Source organism: Bradyrhizobium sp. Ec3.3, assembly GCF_000472925.1.
Classification (GTDB): Bacteria; Pseudomonadota; Alphaproteobacteria; order Rhizobiales; family Xanthobacteraceae; genus Bradyrhizobium.
Window position 1 is genome coordinate 1 of record NZ_AXAS01000021.1, and the last position, 21,010, is coordinate 21,010.

Below are 21,010 nucleotides of genomic sequence, written 5' to 3' on the forward strand. Positions count from 1 at the left end.
CTCGAGCTCACGCTCCGAAAGACCGTAGAGCGACTGCAACAGCAGCGCGCGAAACAGCACCAGCACCGGATAGCCCGGTCGGCCAGGGCTTCCTTCATCCCGCAAATGCGCCATCAGCTTCTCGAACCGGTACCATTTGACCAAGCCCGACAACCGATTCAGCGCCGCATTGGCACCGGCTCCCTTCGGCAACCACGCCTCAATAAAACTCGGCTGCCCAGTCTGCTTCACTGCCATCGTTACCTCCAAGGCTTCTGCCCTAGAGAATCACAATCGCGGATTACGCAACAGGCCCACAAGCAATGCGCAGCGCGTTTGTTGCGTTTGACCTTAATCCGCCTGCCTTGCGCTCTTACGCTGGCGTAAAGCTATCAGCGCAAATTTTAGGGAATTTTGCTCGGAAAAACTGATTTGCCGATTTTACCGAATTCTCGCGTTTTACGGCTAGCGTGGTTCCCAGAGGAATTCGGCGTGCTGCCAAGCGGACAGGGCGGCCCGCCAAGAACTGGGGACATTCGCCATGAACGAAGCGAAATCGCTTCTGCAGGATCTGGATGACGCGATCGCGCGCGGCACCGACGAAAGCCGTGCACGTGCGTTGTGGCATGCGACCGACCTGTTGATCACCGGCCGCTACAGCGCCGACGAGATCAGCATGTTCGGCGAGGTGATCGGCAAGCTCGCCGACGAGATCGAGGTGGCGGCGCGGGCGCAGCTCTCCGATCTGATGGTCGCCTGCGACCATGCCCCGCTCAACGTGTTGCATCAGCTCGCCTTCGACGACGAGATCGCAGTCGCGGGCCCCGTTCTGCGCGAGTCCGACCGGCTCGACGAGAAGACGCTGATCGAGAACGCCCTGCGCAAGGGGCAGGATCATCTGCTGGCAATCTCCCAGCGCAAGTCGATCGGCGAAGCCGTGACCGACGTGCTGGTCAAGCGCGGCAACCAGGAGGTCGTGACTTCGGTCGCCAGGAACGAGGGCGCGCGCTTCTCGGGCTCCAGCTTGTTGCACATGGTGAGGCGCGCCGATGGCGATTCGATCCTTGCCGAGCAGCTTGGCCTCCGCAAGGACGTGCCCCGGCACATCTTCCAGCAGCTCATTGCGAAAGCGTCGGAGGACGTCCGCCGCCGGCTCGAGAGCGAGCGGCCGGAGATGATGTCGCAGATCCAGAGCTCGGTGACTGGCGTCACCGGCGACCTGCAATCGAAATTCGGACCGTCCTCGCGGACCTATTTCGTCGCCAAGCGCGTGGTGACGACGCAGCACCGCCAGGGCAACCTCAACCAGGATTCGATCTCGAACTATGCGCGCCAGCACCGTTTCGATGAGGTGCAGATCGGCCTGTCGCTGCTCTCGGCGCTGCCGGTCGACGTGATCGAGCGCGCGCTGATGGACCGCAATCGCGAGATGCTGCTGGTGCTGTGCAAGGCGCTGAATTTCTCGTGGGATACGACCATGTCGCTGCTGTTCCTCGGCGCCAAGGATCATCTGATCACCGCGCGCGACCTCAAGGACAATGAGCGCGACTTCGGCCGGCTCAAGATCGAGACGTCACGCAGCATCCTGAAGTTCTACCAGTCGCGCAAGAACAGCACCGCTGCCGATCCGGCGGCAGGCCGCAGCGCCGAACTCCAGATGCACTGAACAGGGAATTGGCAGGGGAGTATTTGCCATGTTGCCTCAATTCGGCACCGCAGCCCGCAAGAATCTCAACAAGACCCTCAACAAGCCGCTGAGTGCCGATGCCGGCGGAGCGAAACCGGACAAGGCCTCGGTCGATGCGGCCTGGCTCGTGCTCGAGGCCGCCAACGATCTCGGCGACCACGCCGCCGTGGAAGCCTGCCGCCGGGTGATCGACGCCGACCTCAACGGCGCCGCCGCCGGCCGCTCCGACCTCGATCTGGTGCTGGATTATTTCCGCTAGGGGTAAGTCTGCTGACCGCCGCGTAGACTCATTGGCAAGTCGCGCTCACCGAGCGCAGCAAAAGAGCGTCCGCTAAGACTGTAGGATGGGTAGAGCGAAGCGAAACCCATCATTCCTCCCCTGATCAGGCACACCTCTGTCATCGTCCCTGGCTCCGGCTACAGAGGGCGGCGTTGATCTTGATCAATAGTTTGGGCTGAGAACCACATGCAATGACCTGCTTCGTCCGCGGGCAGATCGATCGTGGCGATTCCCGGCCTCGTTTCCGTGCCTCACAGGTATCGCGCTCTGGGCGGTGATGGTCCCCGCGGGCAATTTTCTTGAGAGGGGAGCACTGCCATGCGCGATTCTGCTGACCGGCCGAGCGTGATGCACGCCCATTTGCGAACCCCGCGAGCCGCCGCCATCGCGGGTGTCGTGTTCTCGATCCTGCTCTTTGCAGTCTTCCTGCTCATGCGGCATTCGGTGCCGCGGGATCCCATGGAAACGGGCGCCTGGCTGCACACCGGAGCGACCAACGTCGTGATCGCGTTGAATCTGGTGCCTTTTGCCGGAATAGCCTTTCTCTGGTTCGTCGGTGCACTCCGCGACAGGCTTGGGCAGCGCGAGGACCAGTTCTTCGCAACCGTATTTTTCGGCAGCGGTCTTCTGCTCCTGGCGATGCTGTTTGCGGCAGCGGCCGTCGTGGGGGCGATCATACTGGCGTTTCACGCCGCCCCGGAGGTTCCGGTCGATTCGACGACGTTCCATTTCGGACGCGCGCTGGCCTACGGCATGATCAACATCTATGTGGTGAAGACAGCATCCGTTTTCATGATCACGACGTCGACGATCGGCGTCTACACCGGCCTTACGCCGCGCTGGCTGGCGCTTGGCGGATACGCGATCGCAGCGATCCTTCTGGTCGGCAGCTACTATTTCGACTGGAGCATCGTGGTTTTTCCGGTTTGGGTTCTCCTGATCAGCATCAGCATTCTGACCGACAAGAATGCCGCAACGACCGGGCCAACCGCATAGTGCCTCCCGGAGGCGCTCCCGAAGTTCTCAAAGGGCTGCGAGGATCAGAAGAACGAGGCCCAGGATGGCAAATCCAACCAGGCCATAGGTGATCGTCCATGCCAGGCTGTCACGCGCGAGCCTGATCCCGAACCACGGCAGCACGCGCCTGACGACCGCCGTCGAGACGGCCGTGAGCAGGGCGCATCCGACGGCCATGGCAACAAGCATGGACCAGGGCGGATCGACGAGACCGAGCGGCACCAGCCAGGCGGGTGCGGCCGCCCTCCAATGCGTGAGCAAGATGGATGCGCCGGTCCCCCACACAAAGGAATGCACGAACGTCTCGCCGAGCGAGTCGGGAACGAGCCGTATCCCGACCTTGCGCAACGCCCACTCGGTCATCCTCTCACTGGTGAAGAAGATGAACAGGCCGAGATCGAGCGGAAATCGCGTCCGCAACAAGCCTGCGATGAGGCCGAAGAACAGCACATGAAAGATGAACGACACGAAATATTCGGGGGCAGCCCATTCGGAGCCGGATGGCTGTGCCGATGCTTTCGAAGGGCCGGCCGCCGGGACGCGTGGGGGCGGAGGCGCCGGCGGCGTCCATTGGCGTGGCTCCTTGCGTGGCTGCATTGATTTAACCCCTGCGGAAGGATGGATAACCTGGCATGCCCCCCGCATGGACCGCCACTTCGAACGCTGTAGTGGGATTAGTCGTCGATAGCGCGGGACCGGTTCAGGCGCGAACGGCATCCCGGCGACGCGCCAGATCCGATGATGCCGTAGCCCGGATGGAGCGAAGCGCAATCCGGGGCGGCTGTGGTCGCTGGTGCGGGATCCCGGATTTCGCTTCGCTCCATCCGGGCTACGCGTGCTGGTCCAAAAGACTGTCCATTCAAGCGCGCGCGACGAGATGCGCACGCGAGGGCGCGGGCTCGAATTCGTCTGCGAAATATTGCGTTTCGTGCGCCACCAGTCCCTCGCGGAATTCCATGATGCTCACGGCATAAGAGGGGATGTCATCATAGCTGAGCGTGAATTCAGTCACCCAGAGATCGCCGCCGCCAACAATTCGCCGGACCGCAAAGCGCTTCCTGTTCGGCTGCACGAACCGGCTCTCCCTGATGTTATGCCGGCCACGGATACGCTCGCCGGACTGCGGATAATCCAGCACGGCATCCTCGCGGTAGATGTCATGCTCGACGTCGAAATCGCCGGCATCCGACGCATTCCAGTGACGCTCCAGCGCAAGCCGCACGGTCCGGTCATCCATATGAGCCTCCTGCATGGGGGCGCCGAGCAAAGCATGGAAGAAAGCGCCACGCTAGCGGGCGTGCTGAACGCGCGGCTTCAAGTCTATCAAGCCCCGATTCACAAGTGTGCGGTGGAATCGGCGTTTCCGTTCGGAGGCCGATGCAAAGTAGGTTTCTCCGCAATCGTCAAGCAAGCTCGCACGCGTGGCGAATATTGGGTCAAGCGGGAGGCCCGCACGTTGCAACGCGACGGTTCCAAGAAAAGCGATATCGAGGTCCGCGCCCCGTCCGGGGTCGAACTGGGGGATATTCAAAGCCTCGATCGCGTAGAATGTGCGAAACGGACGCCGGCCGTCTCCCGGACCTTCCAGGTGGCGATCGATACGTCTCGTCAATACGGGTTGGTGGTCTCCATAGTGCATCACGAGAACAGGGCGCCCCGGAAAACGGTTTGCCAGCTTCTCTCTGAGCTGTTGCCAGGTCGAGGCGGTCTCGACGAGCCGCGCGTAGTATTCGGCATATTCGGCATCGGCGAGGCTGGCCATGGCAAAGGCGCGCTCCCGCTCAAGCTGTCCTGGCGGCACAAGCCGCCGATTATGCGGACCGTGATTGAAGTTGGTCAGCACGTAGAGAAATCGAGGTGATGGGTCGTCGACAATCCTCTTGGCATGAGCATCGATCACCGCTTCCAGAAACGTCGCGTCCGAATTTGTCGCCTCGAAACGCCTGATATCAAAGGGTGGCGGAAAATCGTCGATGAAGATGCGTTCGTCGATGCCGATCGAGCCGTAAAACTCGTCGTAGTCGAGAAAGTCGCGACGACAACTCGATGTGAGTGTCGTCTTGTAGCCGAGCGAGGCCAGCGAGCGCGGCAGGCTGCTGTGGAACCGGCCGGCGCCTTTCCTGAAGAGGTAGTAGGCGCTTGAACCGAAGCTGGCGCTTGAAAGACCGGTCAGCAGGCTGAATTCCGACTGCCACGAGCCGCCACCGTAGATGTCCACGTTGAGGCGCCCGAATTCCCCCTCTGCCGGAGACAGGAACGCTTCGACGACCGGCTCGATGGGCAGTCCAAAGATGCGCGGGTCGAAGATCGACTCGTGCTGGATGACGATGATGTCCGGACGGTCGCCGGAGCGCTCGGGAATCGCCTCCTTCAGCGTCAGCGGTTCGTTTGCGATATCGCTCAGAGCCAGCCCATTGAACTGCCGCCAGGACGCGGGGTCGATGAGCGAGGCCATGAAGGTGGAATAAAAGCACCGCCCTTGCGTCAGCGTAAGCCGCAGGGACGTGGCGCCCTTTATGGCGGAAGCCTTCGCAAAGCCGATGAGTGCAAGGCAGAACAAGGGAATTCGAAAGGCCACAGAAATCGGAGATCCGGCGGCGTAGACCAGAACCGCGATCGAAGCGAGAGCGAGCAGGATGCCGGCGAACAGGACACCCAGCATCATGCGTGGGTATTGCAACACAAAGAATGGGACTGTGCCTGCAAACGCAAGCGGCAGATCGGAAACGATCAGTTTGAGTGCGCTGTGCTTGAATTTGACGATCGATACACCGGCGATTGCGACTGCCAGCACGCCGGACAGCAGGATCGCTCTCTCGAGATCGGCAACGAAAACCAGCAGCAGAGCTGCGTTCAGGAAGAGCGCTGCGATCGCAAACAGCAGGTGCTCAACGCTGCGCTCTGTCAGCGCAACGGCGCAGATGGTCGTCACAAGTGCCAGGGTCAAAGCCATGGCAGCAGAATGCCCTGAGCAATCGGTTTCTTCAATTTGGCTCGCGGGCTCTGATGGTTTTTGTGGACCATCGCCAGTCAAACTTGGGCGCTGACGGCGGGAACCGGCCGGGCATTGATCTAGCTCAATGGCTTGTGAGGGCCCTTCGGAGAGGTGGCGTCGGCAAACATTCCCGAATAGCATCGGGCGTCCCAAGGAGGGCGCGATGGACAGGACGGACCGGTATATCGCCCAGGCCAACATCGACCACTATCTCAGCCTCCTGAACAGCGCTGATCTCAGCGAGAAAAATCGCGACACGATCATGAAGCTGCTGCTCGCCAACGAGGACATGCTGAGCCATGATCTCGAGCAGCTTGAATTCGCCGAGCGTAGGGCGGCCAATGGCCGAAACCGCGTAACCTACCTTACAATTCTGCGAAATAGCTTTGTTGCGGGGTCAGCGGATCGCGAACAAGCCGACAAGTTGCTCGCGAATTTCGAGGCCATCCAGCGTCAGTTGGAAGCCTTTTGTCACAGGATGCGTGAAAAGGTGAATTCGCGTCCGATGTGACGAACGTCTTCGTGCGGCGCGACCATGGTCGAGAGGCGTTTTCGAAAGACCGCGGATGGCGTGCCCGGGCAGAAGCCGCACCGCAAACGTCCCGCTGACCGAGAGGATGAGGAAAGAAGCGACGAGGCTCGTCGCGGCCAAGCAACGAGCCTCCCGCGAGCCTCAATAGCAGGGCGGATACGGATAGTAGCCACAAGCCCGGCGATAGCCATAGGCTCCGTAGGCTGCGGCTCCTGCCGCGGCCGCACCGTAATAGGCGCGACGATGTACTCTGCGGTTGACGCCTGCAACGCTCATGGGCGTCAGTGGCCGCCCAACGCGCGCCTCGGCGCGATCGACGGACACCGACAGCGCCTCCGTCGGCGAATAACTGAACGACAGAGGGGCTGCCGTTAAGAGCGCGGCACTCACGATCAGTCCAAGAAGCCTGGCATGTCCAGTCATTTGCTCTCTCCTTGCAGGACGATGAGAAGACGTGACATGCGACCGGGTCCCGCCATTGATCGAAATCAATGCGGAACCGGCGACCGGTCGGGGCTGACGAGCCTTGATGTTGCAAGCTGGGCGCGACTCAGTGCCGGCGATTTGCCCGACGTGTCAACGGATTTTCCGAATATGCAGGGGCGGCGTCGGCCGCCGCCGGCTACTTTGCATGGGGTTGTTTTCGAGATTTTGGTTTTGGGGGCCGGAGGCTCCGCGAAAGCGAGCCCGCCGAACGTAACGTGAAGTGTTAGCCGGCGCCCAGCGCCACTGCGATGTTGTAGGTCGCAAGGCTCGCGGCATAGGCCAGCGCCAGCATGTAGGCGAAAGTGGTCGCCATCCATTTCCAGCTTCCGGTCTCGCGCCGGATCACCGCGAGCGTGGAGGCGCATTGCGGGGCAAAGATGTACCAGGCGAGCAGCGACAGGGCGGTTGCCAGCGACCATTTCGTCGCCAGCACCTGGCCGATCTGCTCGGCCGCTTCCTTGCCGCCCTCGATCGCATAGACGGTGCCGAGGGCTGCCACCGCGACCTCGCGCGCCGCCATGCCCGGGATCAGCGCCACCGCGATCTGCCAGTTGAAACCGACGGGCGCGAGCAGCGGCGCGATCGCCTTGCCGAGGATCGCGGCGAGGCTGTAGTTGATGGCGGGGTCCGCGGCGCCCACCGGCGGCTGCGGGAACGAGGCCAGGAACCAGATCAGGACCATCATCGAGAAGATCGTGGTGCCGGCGCGCTGCAAAAACATCTTTGCGCGCGTGAAAATGCCGATCGCGATCGATTTGAGCCGCGGCATCTTGTAGTCGGGCAGCTCCAGCATGAACGGCGCCGGCGCGTAGTCTCGCAGCATGAAGAACTTGATCAGGAACGAGACGAGAAGCGCGCTGGTGATGCCGGCGGCGTAGAGCCCGAACATCACGAGGCCCTGGAGATTGACGAAGCCCCAGACCTGCTTGGCCGGAATGAAGGCGGAGATGATCAGCGTGTAGACGGGAATGCGCGCCGAGCAGGTCATCAGCGGTGCGATCAGGATCGTGGTCAGCCGGTCGCGCCTGTTGTCGATCACGCGCGTCGCCATGATGCCGGGAATCGCGCAGGCAAAGCTCGACAGCAGCGGAATGAAGGCGCGGCCGTGCAGGCCGGCGCCGCCCATGATGCGGTCCATCAGGAAGGCCGCGCGCGCCATGTAGCCGAAATCTTCAAGCAGCAGGATGAACAGGAAGATGATGATGATCTGCGGCAGGAACACGATGACGCTGCCGACGCCGGAGATTACGCCGTTCTGCAGGAAGCTCTGCAACAGGCCGGCGGGCAGGGTGTCGTGCACGAACTGCCCGAGCGCGTCGAACGAGGACGACAGCAGCTCCATCAGCGGCTGCGCCCAGGCGAACACCGCCTGGAACATCACGAACAGGATGAGGGCGAGCACGATGAGGCCGCCGACGGGATGCAGCACCACGGCGTCGATCCGCGCGGTCCAGGTGTCGGGCCGGCTCGGCAGGCTCACTGTGGAAGCGATGATGCGGTCGGCCTCGCGCTGGGTGGCGCGCAGCTCGGCGACGCTGAGCGGCCGCCACGTGTTCTCTTGCGGCTCGGGCTGAATCTGCGCCGAGATCTCGTCGGTCAGCTTGAGCAGGTCGGCGGTGCCGCCCTTGCGCACCGCGATCGAGGTGACCACGGGCACGTCGAGCGCGTTGGCCATCTGCGCCACGTCCACCGTGATGCCGCGGCGCGTCGCGATGTCGAACATGTTGAGCACCAGCACGATCGGCCGTCCGGTGCGCTTGAGCTCGAGCAGAAGGCGGATGGTCAGGCGCAGATTGGTGGAATCGGCCACGCACAGCACGAGATCGGGCCGCGTCTCGCCCGACGCCTTGCCGAGTACGATGTCGCGGGTGATCTCCTCGTCCGGGCTGCGGCCGCGCAGCGAATAGGTGCCGGGCAGGTCGACCACCGAGACCTGGCGTCCCAAGGGAGTGACGAAGAAGCCTTCCTTGCGCTCGACGGTGACGCCGGGATAGTTCGCGACCTTCTGCCGGCTGCCGGTCAGCGCATTGAACAGCGAGGTCTTGCCGCTGTTCGGCGTGCCTACGAGGGCCAGATGCAGCAGGGGAGCTTCCATGGGATCAAGGTCCGGTCGCTATCTACGCGACGATGATGGCCATGGCTTCGCGACGGCGCACCGCGATGGTGACGTTGTCGACGCGCACGGCGATCGGGTCACGGCCGACGATGCCCTCGTGCAGGATCTCGACCTTGGCACCCTCGACGAAGCCGAGCTCGATCAGGCGGCTTTCCAGCTCGACGTCCGACAGGGCCGAGCCCGCATCGCTGGCGGAAAGATGCTGGATGACGCCCGAATAGCCGCGTTCGGCCAGCCCCAAGGGCAAACTCGAGGGTGAACCCGAGGGCATGTGCGTGGATATTTGCGGGCGCGTGATCTTGTCGTCGGTCATGCCCTGTATTTTCAACGGCAGCGGGACAGGTCAAGCGCGCTCACGCAGCCGCGCCCGCACCTTAGAGTGATTATAAAGTGCGGGTCTCGCGACGGGTTTTGTCGAGCGCCTTCGCGCTCTATTGCGCCGGGACCTTCTGCTCGGGCAGGACGGCCATGGCGCGGGCCTTGAAGTAATCCAGCACGAACAGGCGGATCGCGGACGACAGGTTGCCCTGCTGGCGGTTGTTGTCGATCTCGCCGACCAGTTCCGACAGCGTCATGTTGCGCAGGCCGGAGATCTCCTTCATGCCGTTCCAGAAGGCCTCTTCCAGGCTGACGCTGGTCTTGTGGCCGGCGACGACGATCGATCGCTTGACGACGGGCGATTTCATGGCTGTTCCTCGCGCTCGATCCGATGCTGATCCAGGCGCTCCTTCGCTTGGGCCTCGCGCTTCTCCTCCGCCGATCGCTCGGCCTTGGTGCGGCCGAACTTCGCCCGGTTGGCCTCCGCCTGCTTCTCCGAGGCTTCCCGCTCGGCGCGCTTCCGGAAGCGGTTCAGGTTGATGACGTTCCCCATGCCGCGTCTCCATCAGCCGGTCCTCGGCAGGGAGGATGAAATCTTCAGAAATGATGCGCTGCGTTGCGTCCCATGAGACTTGATCGCCATTTGGTCCTCGTCAATCGGCCTCTGATACCATCAAACAATCAATTTCGCCCGGTCGTGGGCAAACACCCGCCTAGCATGCGCCAAGGCCAGAACATTGACGGTAATCAAATCCCCTTGCCCGGATCTTATATTTCTTGCCATTTTTTCCTCCGTATCTTTACGGAGGTCTAGCGAAATTCGGCAATTCAACCGGGACGGGTCATCTTCTCGGGCTGGACCAGCCGCTCGAACTCGTCGGACGACACCAAGCCGAGCCGGAGCGCCTCTTCCTTTAACGTGGTACCGTTGGCATGCGCCGTTTTCGCCACCTTGGCCGCATTGTCGTAGCCGATCTTCGGCGCCAGTGCCGTGACCAGCATCAGCGAGCGCTCCATCAGCTCGCGGATCCGCTTCTCGTCGGCGCGGATGCCCGAGACGCAATGCTCGGTGAAGGAGCGCGCGGCGTCGGCCATCAGCCGGATCGAATGCAGCATGTTGTAGGCGAGCACGGGCTTGAAGACGTTGAGCTCGAAATGGCCCTGGCTGCCGGCCACCGTGATCGCGGTGTGATTGCCGAACACCTGGCAGCACACCATGGTCATCGCCTCGCACTGGGTCGGGTTGACCTTGCCGGGCATGATCGAGGATCCCGGCTCGTTCTCAGGGAGGATCAGTTCGCCCAGCCCCGAGCGCGGGCCCGATCCCAGCAGGCGGATGTCGTTGGCGATCTTGAACAGCCCCGTGGCCACCGAATTGATTGCGCCGTGCACCAGCACGTAGGCATCGTTCGACGCCAGCGCCTCGAACTTGTTGGCGGCGCTGGTGAAGGGCAGTTTCGTGATTCCGGCGACATGCTTGGCGAACAGCTTTGCAAAGCGCGGCTTTGAATTGAGACCGGTGCCGACTGCGGTACCGCCTTGCGCGAGCGGATAGAGATCCTTCACCGCGACCTTCAATCGCGCGATGCCGCTTTCGACCTGTGCGGCATAGCCGGAAAATTCCTGGCCGAGCGTCAGGGGCGTCGCGTCCTGGGTATGAGTGCGGCCGATCTTGACGATCTCCGCGAATGCCTTCTCCTTCTTGCGCAGCGCGCCGAGCAGCTCGGACAGCGCGGGAATGAGATCGGCCGTGATCCGGCCGGCGGCCGCGATATGCATCGCGGTGGGAAAAGAGTCGTTCGACGACTGGCTCATGTTGACGTGGTCGTTGGGATGAACCGGCTTCTTGGTGCCGAGCTCACCGCCGAGCAGCTCGTTGGCGCGGTTGGCGATCACCTCGTTGAGGTTCATGTTGCTCTGGGTGCCCGAGCCGGTCTGCCAGACCACCAGCGGAAAGTGGTCGTCGAGCTTGCCCTCGACCACCTCGCGCGCAGCGCGGATGATGGCATTCGCACGGCGCTGGTCGATGAGGCCGAGCTCGCGATTGGTCTGGGCTGCGGCCAGCTTGACGATGCCGAGCGCATGCACGAGCGAAATCGGCATGCGGTCTTCCCCGATGCGGAAATTCTGCCGCGAGCGTTCGGTCTGCGCGCCCCAGTAACGGTCGGCGGGGACCTCGATGGGACCAAAACTGTCGGTCTCGATCCGGGTGGAAGAGCGGCGTGAGGGGCGGGTCGTCTTGTCCATGAGCACATCCATTCCGCCGCGCAGAATGCGCGCGGCTTCTCGATGCTCATCTATATAGATGGTTTGGCCGCGCTTGCGCTCTCGCGCGCCGCGACCTCAATCATTTCTTGCGGAAGCGATCCAGCCGCACGACCTCGGCGCCGCCTTGGTTGGGCGCGGTCGGCTCGTCCTCGGCTTCCGCCTTCTCGGCAGCCGGCGCGGGGACCGACACGGCCGACGGAGCAGGGGCCGCAGGGAGTGCCGCGGGCGGCACTTCGGCGACATCGGAGGTGTCGAACTGGAGGCCGAATTTCACCGACGGGTCGAGGAAGCTCTTGATCGCGCTGAACGGCACAACCAGGCGCTCCGGGATGCCGCCAAAGGACAGGCCAACCTCGAAGCGGTCCTCGAGCACGGTCAGATCCCAGAACTGGTGCTGCAGGATGATCGTCATTTCGTCGGGGTATTGCGCGAGCAGCCGCGGCGACAGCTTTGCGCCCTCCGCCTTCGACACGAAGGTGATGAAGAAGTGATGCTCGCCCGGCAATCCGTGCGCTGCGGCATCGCTCAGCACCTTCCGCAGCACGCCGCGCAATGCGTCGCGTGCCAGGACGTCGTATCGGATATGATCGGTCGCCATTATGGATCCTGACTATCGGTCCTGTCGTATTTCCCTAGCCGGTGCCGCGCCGACTCGCCAAGCCGCAATGGTACCGCGCCCGACCGGCCAACAGGAGTCCCCGCCCGCGAGAAAAAATGGGCGGGAGAAAAATGGAAGTGGAGGCTTCTGTTGCCAGGTGCCTCCGAACCCCGCCTAGCGGAGCTTAACCCACTAGGACTTTAAAGTGGTCTTTCAAACTGCGTTACGCAGCCTGAGCAACCTGAGCAACGTTGTCGTTGGCAACTATTGCAGTAGCCCGATAACGGCGGAACAATACCGGGAAAAAGTACGCCCTTTACGCCCTCGTCGATCCTATTTCGCCCCCGCCAAAGCCCGCTTCTCGGGTAGCTCTAGTGGGCTTTGGTGGAGGCGCCGGGTACCGCCCCCGGGTCCGAATGGTTTATTGCGACGACCGTTTATTTCCATAGCCGGCAAGCCGGCATCCCCAATATAGGGGGCAAAGGTCGGGAAAGACAGAGATTTGATGTGAGTTCCTTTGGATAGGTGCCGGCCGCCCGCAAGGCCGGCCTTGGCGCCGGGATAATCGCCCCCTTAAGCTGCCGCCATGTCCTCGGATTCCGCACCGGCCGTTCAAGAGCCGGATAGTCCCGCCAAGACCGTCCCGCCGGGCCTCTTCGCCCTGTTCATGGCCTTCGCCAGGATGTCGCTGGCCGGTTTCGGCGGCGTCCTGGTGTTCGCGCGGCGGGCGATCGTGGACGACCACCGCTGGATGACGGCGGACGAGTTCAACGAGACCTTTGCGCTTTGCCACTTCCTCCCCGGTCCCAACATCGTCAACCTGTCGATGGTGTTCGGCTCTCGCCTGCGCGGGCTGGCCGGCGGTATCGCTGCCTTCGCCGGGCTATTGGTGCCGCCGACGCTGATCATGACGGCTCTGGCCGTGCTCTATGCCCATTTCGGCGAGCTGGAGGTTTTGCGCCGCACCCTTGCCGGGGTGTCCTGCGCGGCGGTCGGGCTGCTGATTGCGGTGGTCTTTCGCATGATGACGCCGCTCTTGAAGCGGGCCGACGCCATCGCCCTCGTCCTGATGGCCGCCGTGTTCGTCGCGATCGGCGTAGCTCGGCTGCCGCTCCAGGCTGTGCTGCTGGTCGCGATCCCCACCAGCATCGCGATCACGGTTGCCCTGCGACGGAAGGTAGCAGCATGAACAGCGACAACCCGATCTGGGCGCTGATCTCGACCTTCGGCCTGATGTCGCTGTTCGCGGTCGGCGGCGCGGCTGCCGCGGTGCCGGAGATGCACCGCATCGCCGTCGACGTGCATCACTGGATGACCGACAAGCAGTTCGCCGACGCCTTTGCGATCTCGCAGCTCTCGCCCGGCCCGAACGTCCTGATCGTCACGCTGATCGGCTATGCGGTTGCCGGGATTCCCGGCGCGCTCGCGGCAACGCTCGCGATGTGCCTGCCGACGGCCCTGCTTGCCTACTATGTGAGCCGCCTCCTCAACCATCCCAGCCAATCACGCTGGCCCGCCATGATCCAGGCTGCACTGGTTCCGCTGTCTATCGGCCTGATGGCGGCAAGCGCCCTGATCCTAGCTCGATCCACCTCGCACACGCTGATTGCCGCGCTGCTGATGGCGGCCGTTGCGGTGCTTGCCTCGGTGTCGCGCGTCAATCCGCTCTGGCTGTTGCTCGCCGGGGGCATCTTGGGTTTTGCTGGCGTTGTGTAATGAAAGTCGCTAGGCAATGATGCTGGTGGTGGGGGTCCAATTCCATCCAATAGAACAACAAGGCTCGTGACTTAGGGGTCGCGGAGGAGACATGCATGGCCGACACGATGGGCCACTCGGCGACAACGACGCGAAACACATCGGTCGCGATCGGCATCGTCCTGCTGGCGTTCGCGCCGCAGATATTCGAATTCATCTGGTCGATCGGCACGATCTTCGGATGGGGTAGCGGGCCTGGCCCGGCAACCGTCCTGATCAGCCATGCGACAGCGTTGTTTGGCGGAGCTCCCGGCGCGATGCTGGGATCTTTTGCTGCCGATGCCAAGAAGACACTGTCTTCCGACGTCCTGCTGGCGCTGATCTACTCCTATCCTCTGATCGTGGTCGCGATCCTCACGCTCTTCATGATCATCCGCGCGCCGCAGGACTATATCGGCGGCATCGTGTTGATGGCGGTGGCCCTGTTCGCGCTGTGGGCCTCGAGCGATCTGCACGGCATGCAGGGCTTCAAGTTCGGTGCGGGCACCGCGCCGCGCATGTTTGGCGGGCTGCTGGTCGCGCTGTCCGCGGCCATCGCGCTGACGGGACTGCTGAGCGAAGGAGCGGGGCTGTCGCATTATTCCTGGCGCGGGCCGCTGTTCGTGATGGCGGCGATTGTCTTCTTCGCCCTGGCGATCCGGCCGCTCGGCCTCGTGGTCACAGCCTTCGTGAGCTTCCTGATCGCGGCGACCGGCTCGCACGAGACACGCTGGATCGAAGCCGCCATCGTCGGCGCCTGCCTGACGCTCGGCTGCGCGCTGCTATTCCCTTACGTGCTGGGATTGCCGATGCCGATGTTCCCGCGATTCCTGGTCCAGTGAGGGCGTGATGGTCGATCTCTTTCACAATCTGGGCCTCGGCTTCGGCGTCGTGTTCCAAGTCAGCTGGTGGTCACCCTGGTGGCTCTTCGGCCTGTCGCTTCCGATCTCGATCAATATCCTGATGTGCCTGATCGGGGCCCTCGTCGGCACGCTGGTCGGCGTGCTGCCGGGCATCGGCACGGTTGCAACGGTTGCGATGCTGCTGCCGATCACGTTCGGGCTGCCGCCGGTCGGCGCGCTGATCATGCTCGCCGGCATCTATTACGGCGCCCAATATGGCGGCTCGACCACCTCGATCCTGGTCAATATCCCCGGTGAAGCGACCTCCGTCGTCACGGCCATCGACGGCCATCAGATGGCCAAGCAGGGCCGTGCCGGTCCGGCGCTGGCGATTGCGGCGATCGGCTCGTTCTTCGCCGGCTGCGTGGCGACCGTCCTGATCGCCGTTCTCGGCGCGCCGCTCACAAAACTCGCGCTGGCGTTCGGTCCGGCCGAATACTTCTCGCTGATGGTGCTCGGCCTGATCTTCGCAGTGGTGCTGGCGAAAGGTTCGGTGCTCAAGGCGATTGCCATGATCGTGTTCGGCCTTTTGCTGTCGATGGTCGGCTCCGACATCGAGACCGGTGCCTCGCGCATGGCCTTCAACATCCCCGAACTCGCCGACGGCCTCGGCTTTGCGACGGTGGCGATGGGCGTGTTCGGCTTTGCCGAGATCATCCGCAACCTCGACGCCGGCGCGGAGATGAACCGCGATCTCGTGCAGCAGAAGATCACGGGCTTGATGCCGACCAGGAAAGACCTGATCGACTCGGCGCCCGCGATCGGACGCGGCACCATCCTCGGATCGATCCTCGGCATCCTCCCCGGTGGCGGCGCGGTCATCGCGTCCTTCGCCGCCTATACGCTGGAGAAGAAGATTGCGAGGAATCCGTCGCGGTTCGGCCGCGGCGCGATCGAAGGCGTGGCTTCGCCGGAGAGCGCCAACAACGCTGCGGCGCAGACGTCCTTCATCCCGCTGCTCACGCTCGGCATCCCGCCGAACGCGGTGATGGCGCTGATGGTCGGCGCGATGACCATTCACGGCATCGTGCCGGGCCCGCAGGTGATGCAGAAGCAGCCGGACCTCGTCTGGGGCATGATCGCCTCGATGTGGATCGGCAACCTCATGCTGATCATCATCAACCTGCCGCTGGTCGGCATCTGGGTGCGCCTGTTGCGCGTGCCCTACCGGCTGATGTTCCCCTCGATCGTGATCTTCTGCGCGATCGGCATCTACTCGGTGAACAACGCGCCGGTCGACGTCATTCTCGCAGGCGTGTTTGGCCTCGTCGGCTACTGGCTGATCAAGCACGATTTCGAGCCGGCACCGCTGCTGCTCGGCATGGTGCTCGGACCGCTGATGGAGGAGAACCTGCGCCGCGCGCTGCTGATCTCGCGCGGCGACTGGAGCGTGTTCGTGACGCGTCCGCTCTCCGCCGTGCTGCTCGCGATCGCAGCCGCCCTCCTGGTGCTCACGGTTCTGCCGGTGCTGCGCGCCAAGCGCGACGAGGTGTTCACGGAATCGGAGAATTGAGGCCGGCGTTTGCCCACTTGGCCAGTATTATCAAGAGGGTAGGGCAGGGGCGGGACGCAAGTTCCGCCCCTTGTCGTTTGCCGGCGGAACGCTCACTTTTCCGGGTATAATCTGTGCGAAGCAGCGAATCGCTGCTGTCGAAGCACGGGACCGGCCGCTAAGTTCGCCGTCCCCCAAAAGGCCCATAGCGCACGCAAATGCACCAGTATCAGGACCTGCTCGAGCGGATTCTTTCGGACGGCGCCGAGAAGCGCGACCGGACCGGCACCGGCACACTGTCGGTGTTCGGCCATCAGATGCGCTTCAACCTTGCGGCCGGCTTTCCTATGCTGACCACCAAGCGGTTGCCGCTGAAGGCGATCGTGCACGAGCTGCTGTGGTTCCTCAAAGGCGACACCAACATCAAATATCTGCGCGACAACGGCGTCACCATCTGGGACGAATGGGCTGACGCCAATGGCGATCTCGGGCCGGTCTACGGCCATCAATGGCGCTCCTGGCCTACGGCCGACGGGCGCAGCATCGACCAGATCGCCAATGTCGTCGAGATGATCAAGAAAAACCCGGATTCGCGCCGGCTGATCGTCACCGCCTGGAATCCGGCTGACGTCGAGAAGATGGCGCTGCCGCCCTGCCACCTGCTGTTCCAGTTCTATGTCGCGAACGGCAAACTGTCGTGCCAGCTCTATCAGCGCTCGGCTGACGTCTTCCTCGGCGTCCCCTTCAACATCGCCTCCTACGCGCTGCTCACGATGATGGTCGCGCAGGTCACGGGCTTGAAGCCCGGCGACTTCGTGCACTCGCTCGGCGACACGCATCTCTACTCCAATCATCTGGAGCAGGCGCGGCTGCAACTGACGCGGACGCCACGTCCACTGCCGGTGATGCGGATCAATCCGGACGTGAAGGATATCTTCTACTTCCGCTTTGAGGATTTCGAGCTCGTCGGCTACGACCCGCATCCGCATATCAAGGCGGAAGTCGCGGTATAAATGTCGCTCAACATCCGCCGCGCGCGCCCGGGCGAGGCCGGGCTCGTTCTCTCCTTCATCCGCGAACTCGCCGAGTACGAGAAGCTCACGCACGAGGTCGAAGCGACGGAAGCGATGATTGCGGAGGCGCTGTTCGGCGCGAATCCTCGGCTCTATTGCGCACTCACCGAATGGAACGGCGAGGCGGTCGGCTTCGCTGCGTGGTTTACAAATTTCTCCACCTTCAGCGGCCGCCACGGCATCTATCTCGAGGATCTCTATGTGCGGCCCTCGCATCGCGGCAAGGGCATCGGCAAGGCACTGCTCAACTATCTTGCGAAGGAATGCGTCGACAACGGCTGGTCACGGCTGCAATGGGCAGTGCTGGACTGGAACGCGCCGTCGATCGCGTTCTACAAGTCCCTTGGCGCCGTCATGATGGATGACTGGACGCTGTGCCGCGTCACCGGTGATGCATTGACGCGGCTTGCGGGGAGGGCGCGCTGATGGAGATCGTCTTCATCGTCGCCATCGCGGAGAACGGCGTCATCGGCGCGGGCAACGCGATTCCATGGCGGCTGAAATCCGACATGCAGCGCTTCAAGGCGCTCACCATCGGCAAGCCCGTGGTGATGGGCCGCAAGACCTTCGAGTCGCTGCCCCGGCCGCTGCCGGGCCGCACCAACATCGTCATCACCCGCGATGCGAGCTTCCGTGCGGCTGGCGCCGTCGTGACCACGTCCTCGGCTGATGCCTATGCGATCGCGCGCGGCGATGCCCTGCGGCGCTCGGTCGCCGAGATCGCCGTGATCGGCGGCGCCGAGATCTACCGGCAATGGCTCGATCGCGCCGACCGGCTCGAAGTCACCGAGGTGCACGCGCGGCCCGAGGGCGACACTGTTTTTGAGATCAGCAACGTAGATTGGGAGGAGGTCGCGCGCGTCCGTCATCCGGCGGCAGGCGACGACAGCGCCGACTTCTCCTATGTGACATATCGTCGGCGGCAGCAACATTAACCGCTTTGACCAATGTTTACATTGACATTTCCCCAGCGCGGCATAGCTCGGAGGCGGTCAGGCGTGCGTTGTAAGGGGGCAAGGCGTCCCCTATAAAGCCGGACCGGACAAAGCGGGCGGGGGCAATTCCAGACCCTGCCGAGGAGACTGTCGAATGCCGTGGAAGAATCAGGGCGGTGGCCCGTGGGGCTCGGGCTCGAAAGGGCCATGGGGCACAGGCCCGCAACCGGTCGGGCCGAGGCCGCCGGATCTGGAAGACCTTCTGCGACGCGGCCAGGACCGGCTCCAGCAGCTCCTGCCCGGCGGATATTTCAGCGGCATCGGCATCACCGTCATCGTGCTGTTCATCGTCGCGATCTGGCTCGCCTCCGGCTTCTTCCGTGTGCAGTCGGAAGAGCTCGGCGTCGTCCTGCGCTTCGGCAAGCATGTGCGCACCGTGCAGCCGGGCCTGAACTACCATCTGCCCTATCCGATCGAGACGGTGCTGCTGCCCAAGGCGCTGCGTGTCTCGACCATTTCCATCGGCATGACGCTGATCGACGATCCGTCACGGCGCGGCCGCACCATCCGCGACGTGCCGGAAGAGAGCCTGATGCTGACCGGCGACGAGAATATCGTCGACGTCGACTTCACCGTGCTCTGGCGTATCAAGCCCGACGGCGTCGGCGACTTCCTGTTCAACATCCAGAATCCCGAGGGTACCGTGAAGGCGGTCGCCGAAAGCGCGATGCGCGAGGTGATCGGCCGCTCGCAGATCCAGCCGATCCTGACCGGCGCCCGCAACACCACCGAGCAGGGCGTGCAGGAACTGATGCAGAGGACGCTCGACGGTTACGGCTCCGGCATTCTGATCACCCAGGTGCAGATGCAGAAGGTCGACCCGCCGGCGCAGGTCATCGACGCCTTCCGCGACGTGCAGGCGGCGCGCGCCGACCTCGAGCGGTTGCAGAACGAGGCCCAGACCTATGCCAACCGTGTCGTGCCGGAAGCGCGCGGCCGTGCCGCGCAGATCCTCCAGGCCGCGGAAGGCTACAGTCAGCAGACGGTCGCCGACGCCAAGGGTCAGAGCGCGCGGTTTTTGAAAGTGTACGAGGAATACAAGAAGGCGCCGGACGTGACGCGTGAACGGATCTATCTGGAGACGATGGAGCGCGTGCTCGGCGGCTCGGAAAAGCTCGTCTATGACGGCGCCGCGACGGGCCAAGGCGGTGTCGTGCCGTTCCTCCCGCTCAACGAGCTGACGCCGAAGCGGCCGCCGGCCACCTCCGGCCAGCAGAGCGGAGGCACCCGATGAGGTCTCCGGTTACAGGCATCGTCTCGCTGATCGTCCTCTTGCTCATCCTGATCGTGGCCTACAGCTCGGTCTTCACGGTGCAGCAGACCGAGCAGGCGCTCGTGGTCCGGCTCGGCGAACCCGTGAAGGTCGTCACCGAGCCCGGGCTGAACTTCAAGGCGCCGTTCATCGACAGTGTGATCAGCATCGACAATCGTATCCTCGATCTGGAGAACCCGTCGCAGGAAGTGATCGCCTCCGACCAGAAGCGGCTCGTGGTCGATGCCTTTGCGCGCTACCGCATCAAGAACGCGCTGCGCTTCTATCAGAGCGTCGGCTCGATCCAGGCGGCCAACCTCCAGCTCACCACGCTGCTCAACGCGGCTCTGCGCCGCGTGCTCGGCGAGGTCACCTTCATCACGGTGGTGCGCGACGAGCGCGAGAAGCTGATGGGCCGCATCCGCGAGCAGCTCGACCGCGAGGCCGACGGCTACGGTATCTCGGTCGTTGACGTCCGGATTCGCCGCGCCGACCTGCCCGAGCAGAACAGCCAGGCGGTCTACGATCGGATGAAGACCGAGCGCCAGCGTGAAGCGGCCGAGTTCCGTGCGCAGGGCGGCCAGAAGGCGCAGGAAATCCGCGCCAAGGCTGACCGCGAGGCGACTGTGATCGAGGCAGAAGCCAGGTCGCAGGCCGAGCAGACGCGCGGCGCCGGTGAAGCGGAACGCACCCGGCTGCTCGCGGAAGCCTACGGCAAGGACCAGGACTTCTTCGCCTTCTTCCGTTCGATGTCGGCCTATGAGACCGGGCTGCGCTCGAGCGACACCCGCTATCTGCTGCGGCCGAACTCGGATTTCTTCCGGTACTTCGGTAGCCCAAGCGGCAAAGCGGGCGCCGAAGCGCAGGCGGCGCCGAAACAGTAAGACGATACAAGGGGCGGCGCCAAAGCCGCCCCTTCGCGGAACAAGAACGGCACAAGGGGAGGTTCCAGTCCGATGAGGTCCATAGCGTTTGCCGACTTCCTCATCGGCTTAGGCATCCTGTTTGTGCTGGAAGGCTTGATGTTCGCGGCAAGTCCCGCCTGGATGCGCAAGGCGATGAAGAGCGCGCTTGCAACTCCCGATCACATCCTGCGCGCCGTGGGCATCTGCTCGGCCGTGGCTGGCCTGATCCTGATCTGGTGGATCCGGCACCACTGAGCCCGGCACCTGCAAGGCGAACGCTAAAGTGAAGCGAAGCCGCCGGTTTTTCGCCTTATTATCCGGGTCTTGAGGCCCGTTAACCTCCGTGCTTGCGCCGCCACCCCGTTCGAGCGCAGTCTGGAG

At 63.3% G+C, this 21,010-nt stretch carries 25 protein-coding genes and 1 other RNA gene; 14 read left to right on the forward strand and 12 right to left on the reverse strand.

The window, feature by feature from the left end; genetic code table 11:
- A partial coding sequence (locus tag YUU_RS0122315) for a transposase (RefSeq protein WP_027524408.1) occupies positions 1 to 237 on the reverse strand: 237 nt, incomplete at its 3' end.
- Between the two features lie 283 nt (positions 238 to 520).
- Here YUU_RS0122315 and YUU_RS0122320 point away from each other — a divergent pair.
- From YUU_RS0122320 to YUU_RS0122330, 3 genes are all read left to right on the forward strand, one after another.
- Complete coding sequence (locus YUU_RS0122320; RefSeq protein ID WP_027524409.1) at positions 521 to 1,645, forward strand: DUF2336 domain-containing protein; 1,125 nt, start codon at positions 521 to 523, stop codon at positions 1,643 to 1,645.
- Positions 1,646 to 1,673: 28 nt separating this feature from the next.
- Complete coding sequence (locus YUU_RS0122325; protein ID WP_027524410.1) at positions 1,674 to 1,925, forward strand: hypothetical protein; 252 nt, start codon at positions 1,674 to 1,676, stop codon at positions 1,923 to 1,925.
- A gap of 339 nt (positions 1,926 to 2,264) precedes the next feature.
- On the forward strand, positions 2,265 to 2,942 hold the full coding sequence (locus YUU_RS0122330; protein WP_027524411.1) for a hypothetical protein: 678 nt from the start codon (positions 2,265 to 2,267) through the stop codon (positions 2,940 to 2,942).
- Between the two features lie 27 nt (positions 2,943 to 2,969).
- On the opposite strand, the gene YUU_RS55170 is transcribed toward YUU_RS0122330, so the two are convergent.
- The 3 genes from YUU_RS55170 to YUU_RS0122345 form a co-directional block, all read right to left on the reverse strand.
- Positions 2,970 to 3,560, reverse strand: coding sequence for a hypothetical protein (locus YUU_RS55170; RefSeq protein ID WP_051389840.1), 591 nt, complete (start codon positions 3,558 to 3,560; stop codon positions 2,970 to 2,972).
- 262 nt (positions 3,561 to 3,822) lie between these two features.
- Positions 3,823 to 4,200 carry a nuclear transport factor 2 family protein gene (locus YUU_RS0122340; protein ID WP_027524412.1) on the reverse strand — a complete coding sequence of 126 codons (378 nt, stop codon included), beginning with the start codon at positions 4,198 to 4,200 and terminating at the stop codon, positions 3,823 to 3,825.
- A 51-nt stretch (positions 4,201 to 4,251) separates the two neighbouring features.
- Positions 4,252 to 5,916, reverse strand: a complete 1,665-nt coding sequence (locus YUU_RS0122345) for a sulfatase-like hydrolase/transferase (protein ID WP_027524413.1) — start codon at positions 5,914 to 5,916, stop codon at positions 4,252 to 4,254.
- Between the two features lie 205 nt (positions 5,917 to 6,121).
- On the opposite strand from YUU_RS0122345, the gene YUU_RS0122350 reads away from it, so the two are divergent.
- Positions 6,122 to 6,469: a hypothetical protein gene (locus tag YUU_RS0122350; RefSeq protein WP_027524414.1), complete on the forward strand. Its 348-nt coding sequence runs from the start codon at positions 6,122 to 6,124 to the stop codon at positions 6,467 to 6,469.
- A 162-nt stretch (positions 6,470 to 6,631) separates the two neighbouring features.
- On the opposite strand, the gene YUU_RS0122355 is transcribed toward YUU_RS0122350, so the two are convergent.
- The 8 genes from YUU_RS0122355 to ssrA form a co-directional block, all read right to left on the reverse strand.
- Positions 6,632 to 6,913 carry a hypothetical protein gene (locus tag YUU_RS0122355; protein ID WP_027524415.1) on the reverse strand — a complete coding sequence of 94 codons (282 nt, stop codon included), beginning with the start codon at positions 6,911 to 6,913 and terminating at the stop codon, positions 6,632 to 6,634.
- A gap of 286 nt (positions 6,914 to 7,199) precedes the next feature.
- Positions 7,200 to 9,071, reverse strand: coding sequence for a ferrous iron transporter B (locus YUU_RS0122360; RefSeq protein WP_027524416.1), 1,872 nt, complete (start codon positions 9,069 to 9,071; stop codon positions 7,200 to 7,202).
- Positions 9,072 to 9,093: 22 nt separating this feature from the next.
- Positions 9,094 to 9,405 (reverse strand): FeoA family protein, encoded by a 312-nt coding sequence (locus YUU_RS0122365; protein ID WP_027524417.1) that lies wholly within the window; start codon positions 9,403 to 9,405, stop codon positions 9,094 to 9,096.
- 118 nt (positions 9,406 to 9,523) lie between these two features.
- Positions 9,524 to 9,778, reverse strand: a complete 255-nt coding sequence (locus tag YUU_RS0122370; RefSeq protein WP_027524418.1) for a ribbon-helix-helix domain-containing protein — start codon at positions 9,776 to 9,778, stop codon at positions 9,524 to 9,526.
- Complete coding sequence (locus YUU_RS0122375) at positions 9,775 to 9,963, reverse strand: DUF4169 family protein (protein ID WP_027524419.1); 189 nt, start codon at positions 9,961 to 9,963, stop codon at positions 9,775 to 9,777. The genes YUU_RS0122370 and YUU_RS0122375 overlap by 4 nt, the downstream gene beginning before the upstream one ends.
- Positions 9,964 to 10,238: 275 nt before the next feature.
- Positions 10,239 to 11,669 carry a class II fumarate hydratase gene (gene fumC / locus YUU_RS0122380; RefSeq protein ID WP_027524420.1) on the reverse strand — a complete coding sequence of 477 codons (1,431 nt, stop codon included), beginning with the start codon at positions 11,667 to 11,669 and terminating at the stop codon, positions 10,239 to 10,241.
- Between the two features lie 88 nt (positions 11,670 to 11,757).
- Positions 11,758 to 12,276 (reverse strand): SspB family protein, encoded by a 519-nt coding sequence (locus YUU_RS0122385; protein WP_027524421.1) that lies wholly within the window; start codon positions 12,274 to 12,276, stop codon positions 11,758 to 11,760.
- 136 nt (positions 12,277 to 12,412) lie between these two features.
- Positions 12,413 to 12,777: a transfer-messenger RNA gene (gene ssrA, locus YUU_RS55785) on the reverse strand.
- 85 nt (positions 12,778 to 12,862) lie between these two features.
- Between ssrA and YUU_RS0122390 the strand changes: the two genes are divergently transcribed.
- The 10 genes from YUU_RS0122390 to YUU_RS0122435 all read left to right on the forward strand — a co-directional run bounded on the left by YUU_RS0122390 (position 12,863) and on the right by YUU_RS0122435 (position 20,884).
- Positions 12,863 to 13,465, forward strand: a complete 603-nt coding sequence (locus YUU_RS0122390; RefSeq protein ID WP_027524422.1) for a chromate transporter — start codon at positions 12,863 to 12,865, stop codon at positions 13,463 to 13,465.
- On the forward strand, positions 13,462 to 13,992 hold the full coding sequence (locus YUU_RS0122395; protein ID WP_027524423.1) for a chromate transporter: 531 nt from the start codon (positions 13,462 to 13,464) through the stop codon (positions 13,990 to 13,992). Before YUU_RS0122390 ends, YUU_RS0122395 begins: the two co-directional genes overlap by 4 nt.
- 95 nt (positions 13,993 to 14,087) lie before the next feature.
- On the forward strand, positions 14,088 to 14,852 hold the full coding sequence (locus YUU_RS0122400; RefSeq protein ID WP_027524424.1) for a tripartite tricarboxylate transporter TctB family protein: 765 nt from the start codon (positions 14,088 to 14,090) through the stop codon (positions 14,850 to 14,852).
- A gap of 7 nt (positions 14,853 to 14,859) precedes the next feature.
- On the forward strand, positions 14,860 to 16,425 hold the full coding sequence (locus YUU_RS0122405; RefSeq protein WP_027524425.1) for a tripartite tricarboxylate transporter permease: 1,566 nt from the start codon (positions 14,860 to 14,862) through the stop codon (positions 16,423 to 16,425).
- A gap of 197 nt (positions 16,426 to 16,622) precedes the next feature.
- Positions 16,623 to 17,417, forward strand: coding sequence for a thymidylate synthase (locus tag YUU_RS0122410; RefSeq protein WP_027524426.1), 795 nt, complete (start codon positions 16,623 to 16,625; stop codon positions 17,415 to 17,417).
- Positions 17,418 to 17,903: a GNAT family N-acetyltransferase gene (locus tag YUU_RS0122415; RefSeq protein ID WP_027524427.1), complete on the forward strand. Its 486-nt coding sequence runs from the start codon at positions 17,418 to 17,420 to the stop codon at positions 17,901 to 17,903.
- Positions 17,903 to 18,412 carry a dihydrofolate reductase gene (locus YUU_RS0122420; RefSeq protein WP_027524428.1) on the forward strand — a complete coding sequence of 170 codons (510 nt, stop codon included), beginning with the start codon at positions 17,903 to 17,905 and terminating at the stop codon, positions 18,410 to 18,412. Before YUU_RS0122415 ends, YUU_RS0122420 begins: the two co-directional genes overlap by 1 nt.
- 154 nt (positions 18,413 to 18,566) lie before the next feature.
- A complete protein-coding gene (hflK, locus tag YUU_RS0122425) occupies positions 18,567 to 19,706 on the forward strand; it encodes an FtsH protease activity modulator HflK (protein WP_027524429.1) in 1,140 nt (379 codons plus the stop codon).
- The gene (gene hflC / locus YUU_RS0122430; RefSeq protein ID WP_027524430.1) at positions 19,703 to 20,608 is read left to right on the forward strand and encodes a protease modulator HflC; all 906 of its coding nucleotides are present in this window, start codon (positions 19,703 to 19,705) and stop codon (positions 20,606 to 20,608) included. Before hflK ends, hflC begins: the two co-directional genes overlap by 4 nt.
- Before the next feature lie 72 nt (positions 20,609 to 20,680).
- On the forward strand, positions 20,681 to 20,884 hold the full coding sequence (locus tag YUU_RS0122435; protein WP_027524431.1) for a DUF2065 domain-containing protein: 204 nt from the start codon (positions 20,681 to 20,683) through the stop codon (positions 20,882 to 20,884).
- Positions 20,885 to 21,010 lie beyond the last annotated feature (126 nt).

Coding starts and splice junctions, on each gene's coding strand:
- YUU_RS0122415 (WP_027524427.1), top strand. CDS start 17,418: ATGTCGCTCAACATCCGCCGCGCGCGCCCGGGCGAGGCCGGGCTCGTT.
- YUU_RS0122395 (WP_027524423.1), top strand. CDS start 13,462: ATGAACAGCGACAACCCGATCTGGGCGCTGATCTCGACCTTCGGCCTG.
- YUU_RS0122400 (WP_027524424.1), top strand. CDS start 14,088: ATGGCCGACACGATGGGCCACTCGGCGACAACGACGCGAAACACATCG.
- fumC (WP_027524420.1), bottom strand. CDS start 11,669: ATGGATGTGCTCATGGACAAGACGACCCGCCCCTCACGCCGCTCTTCC.
- YUU_RS55170 (WP_051389840.1), bottom strand. CDS start 3,560: ATGCAGCCACGCAAGGAGCCACGCCAATGGACGCCGCCGGCGCCTCCG.
- YUU_RS0122325 (WP_027524410.1), top strand. CDS start 1,674: ATGTTGCCTCAATTCGGCACCGCAGCCCGCAAGAATCTCAACAAGACC.
- YUU_RS0122340 (WP_027524412.1), bottom strand. CDS start 4,200: ATGGATGACCGGACCGTGCGGCTTGCGCTGGAGCGTCACTGGAATGCG.
- hflK (WP_027524429.1), top strand. CDS start 18,567: ATGCCGTGGAAGAATCAGGGCGGTGGCCCGTGGGGCTCGGGCTCGAAA.
- YUU_RS0122365 (WP_027524417.1), bottom strand. CDS start 9,405: ATGACCGACGACAAGATCACGCGCCCGCAAATATCCACGCACATGCCC.
- YUU_RS0122420 (WP_027524428.1), top strand. CDS start 17,903: ATGGAGATCGTCTTCATCGTCGCCATCGCGGAGAACGGCGTCATCGGC.
- YUU_RS0122385 (WP_027524421.1), bottom strand. CDS start 12,276: ATGGCGACCGATCATATCCGATACGACGTCCTGGCACGCGACGCATTG.
- YUU_RS0122345 (WP_027524413.1), bottom strand. CDS start 5,916: ATGGCTTTGACCCTGGCACTTGTGACGACCATCTGCGCCGTTGCGCTG.
- YUU_RS0122320 (WP_027524409.1), top strand. CDS start 521: ATGAACGAAGCGAAATCGCTTCTGCAGGATCTGGATGACGCGATCGCG.
- YUU_RS0122330 (WP_027524411.1), top strand. CDS start 2,265: ATGCGCGATTCTGCTGACCGGCCGAGCGTGATGCACGCCCATTTGCGA.
- YUU_RS0122405 (WP_027524425.1), top strand. CDS start 14,860: ATGGTCGATCTCTTTCACAATCTGGGCCTCGGCTTCGGCGTCGTGTTC.
- hflC (WP_027524430.1), top strand. CDS start 19,703: ATGAGGTCTCCGGTTACAGGCATCGTCTCGCTGATCGTCCTCTTGCTC.
- YUU_RS0122390 (WP_027524422.1), top strand. CDS start 12,863: ATGTCCTCGGATTCCGCACCGGCCGTTCAAGAGCCGGATAGTCCCGCC.
- YUU_RS0122410 (WP_027524426.1), top strand. CDS start 16,623: ATGCACCAGTATCAGGACCTGCTCGAGCGGATTCTTTCGGACGGCGCC.
- YUU_RS0122435 (WP_027524431.1), top strand. CDS start 20,681: ATGAGGTCCATAGCGTTTGCCGACTTCCTCATCGGCTTAGGCATCCTG.
- YUU_RS0122355 (WP_027524415.1), bottom strand. CDS start 6,913: ATGACTGGACATGCCAGGCTTCTTGGACTGATCGTGAGTGCCGCGCTC.
- YUU_RS0122375 (WP_027524419.1), bottom strand. CDS start 9,963: ATGGGGAACGTCATCAACCTGAACCGCTTCCGGAAGCGCGCCGAGCGG.
- YUU_RS0122360 (WP_027524416.1), bottom strand. CDS start 9,071: ATGGAAGCTCCCCTGCTGCATCTGGCCCTCGTAGGCACGCCGAACAGC.
- YUU_RS0122370 (WP_027524418.1), bottom strand. CDS start 9,778: ATGAAATCGCCCGTCGTCAAGCGATCGATCGTCGTCGCCGGCCACAAG.
- YUU_RS0122350 (WP_027524414.1), top strand. CDS start 6,122: ATGGACAGGACGGACCGGTATATCGCCCAGGCCAACATCGACCACTAT.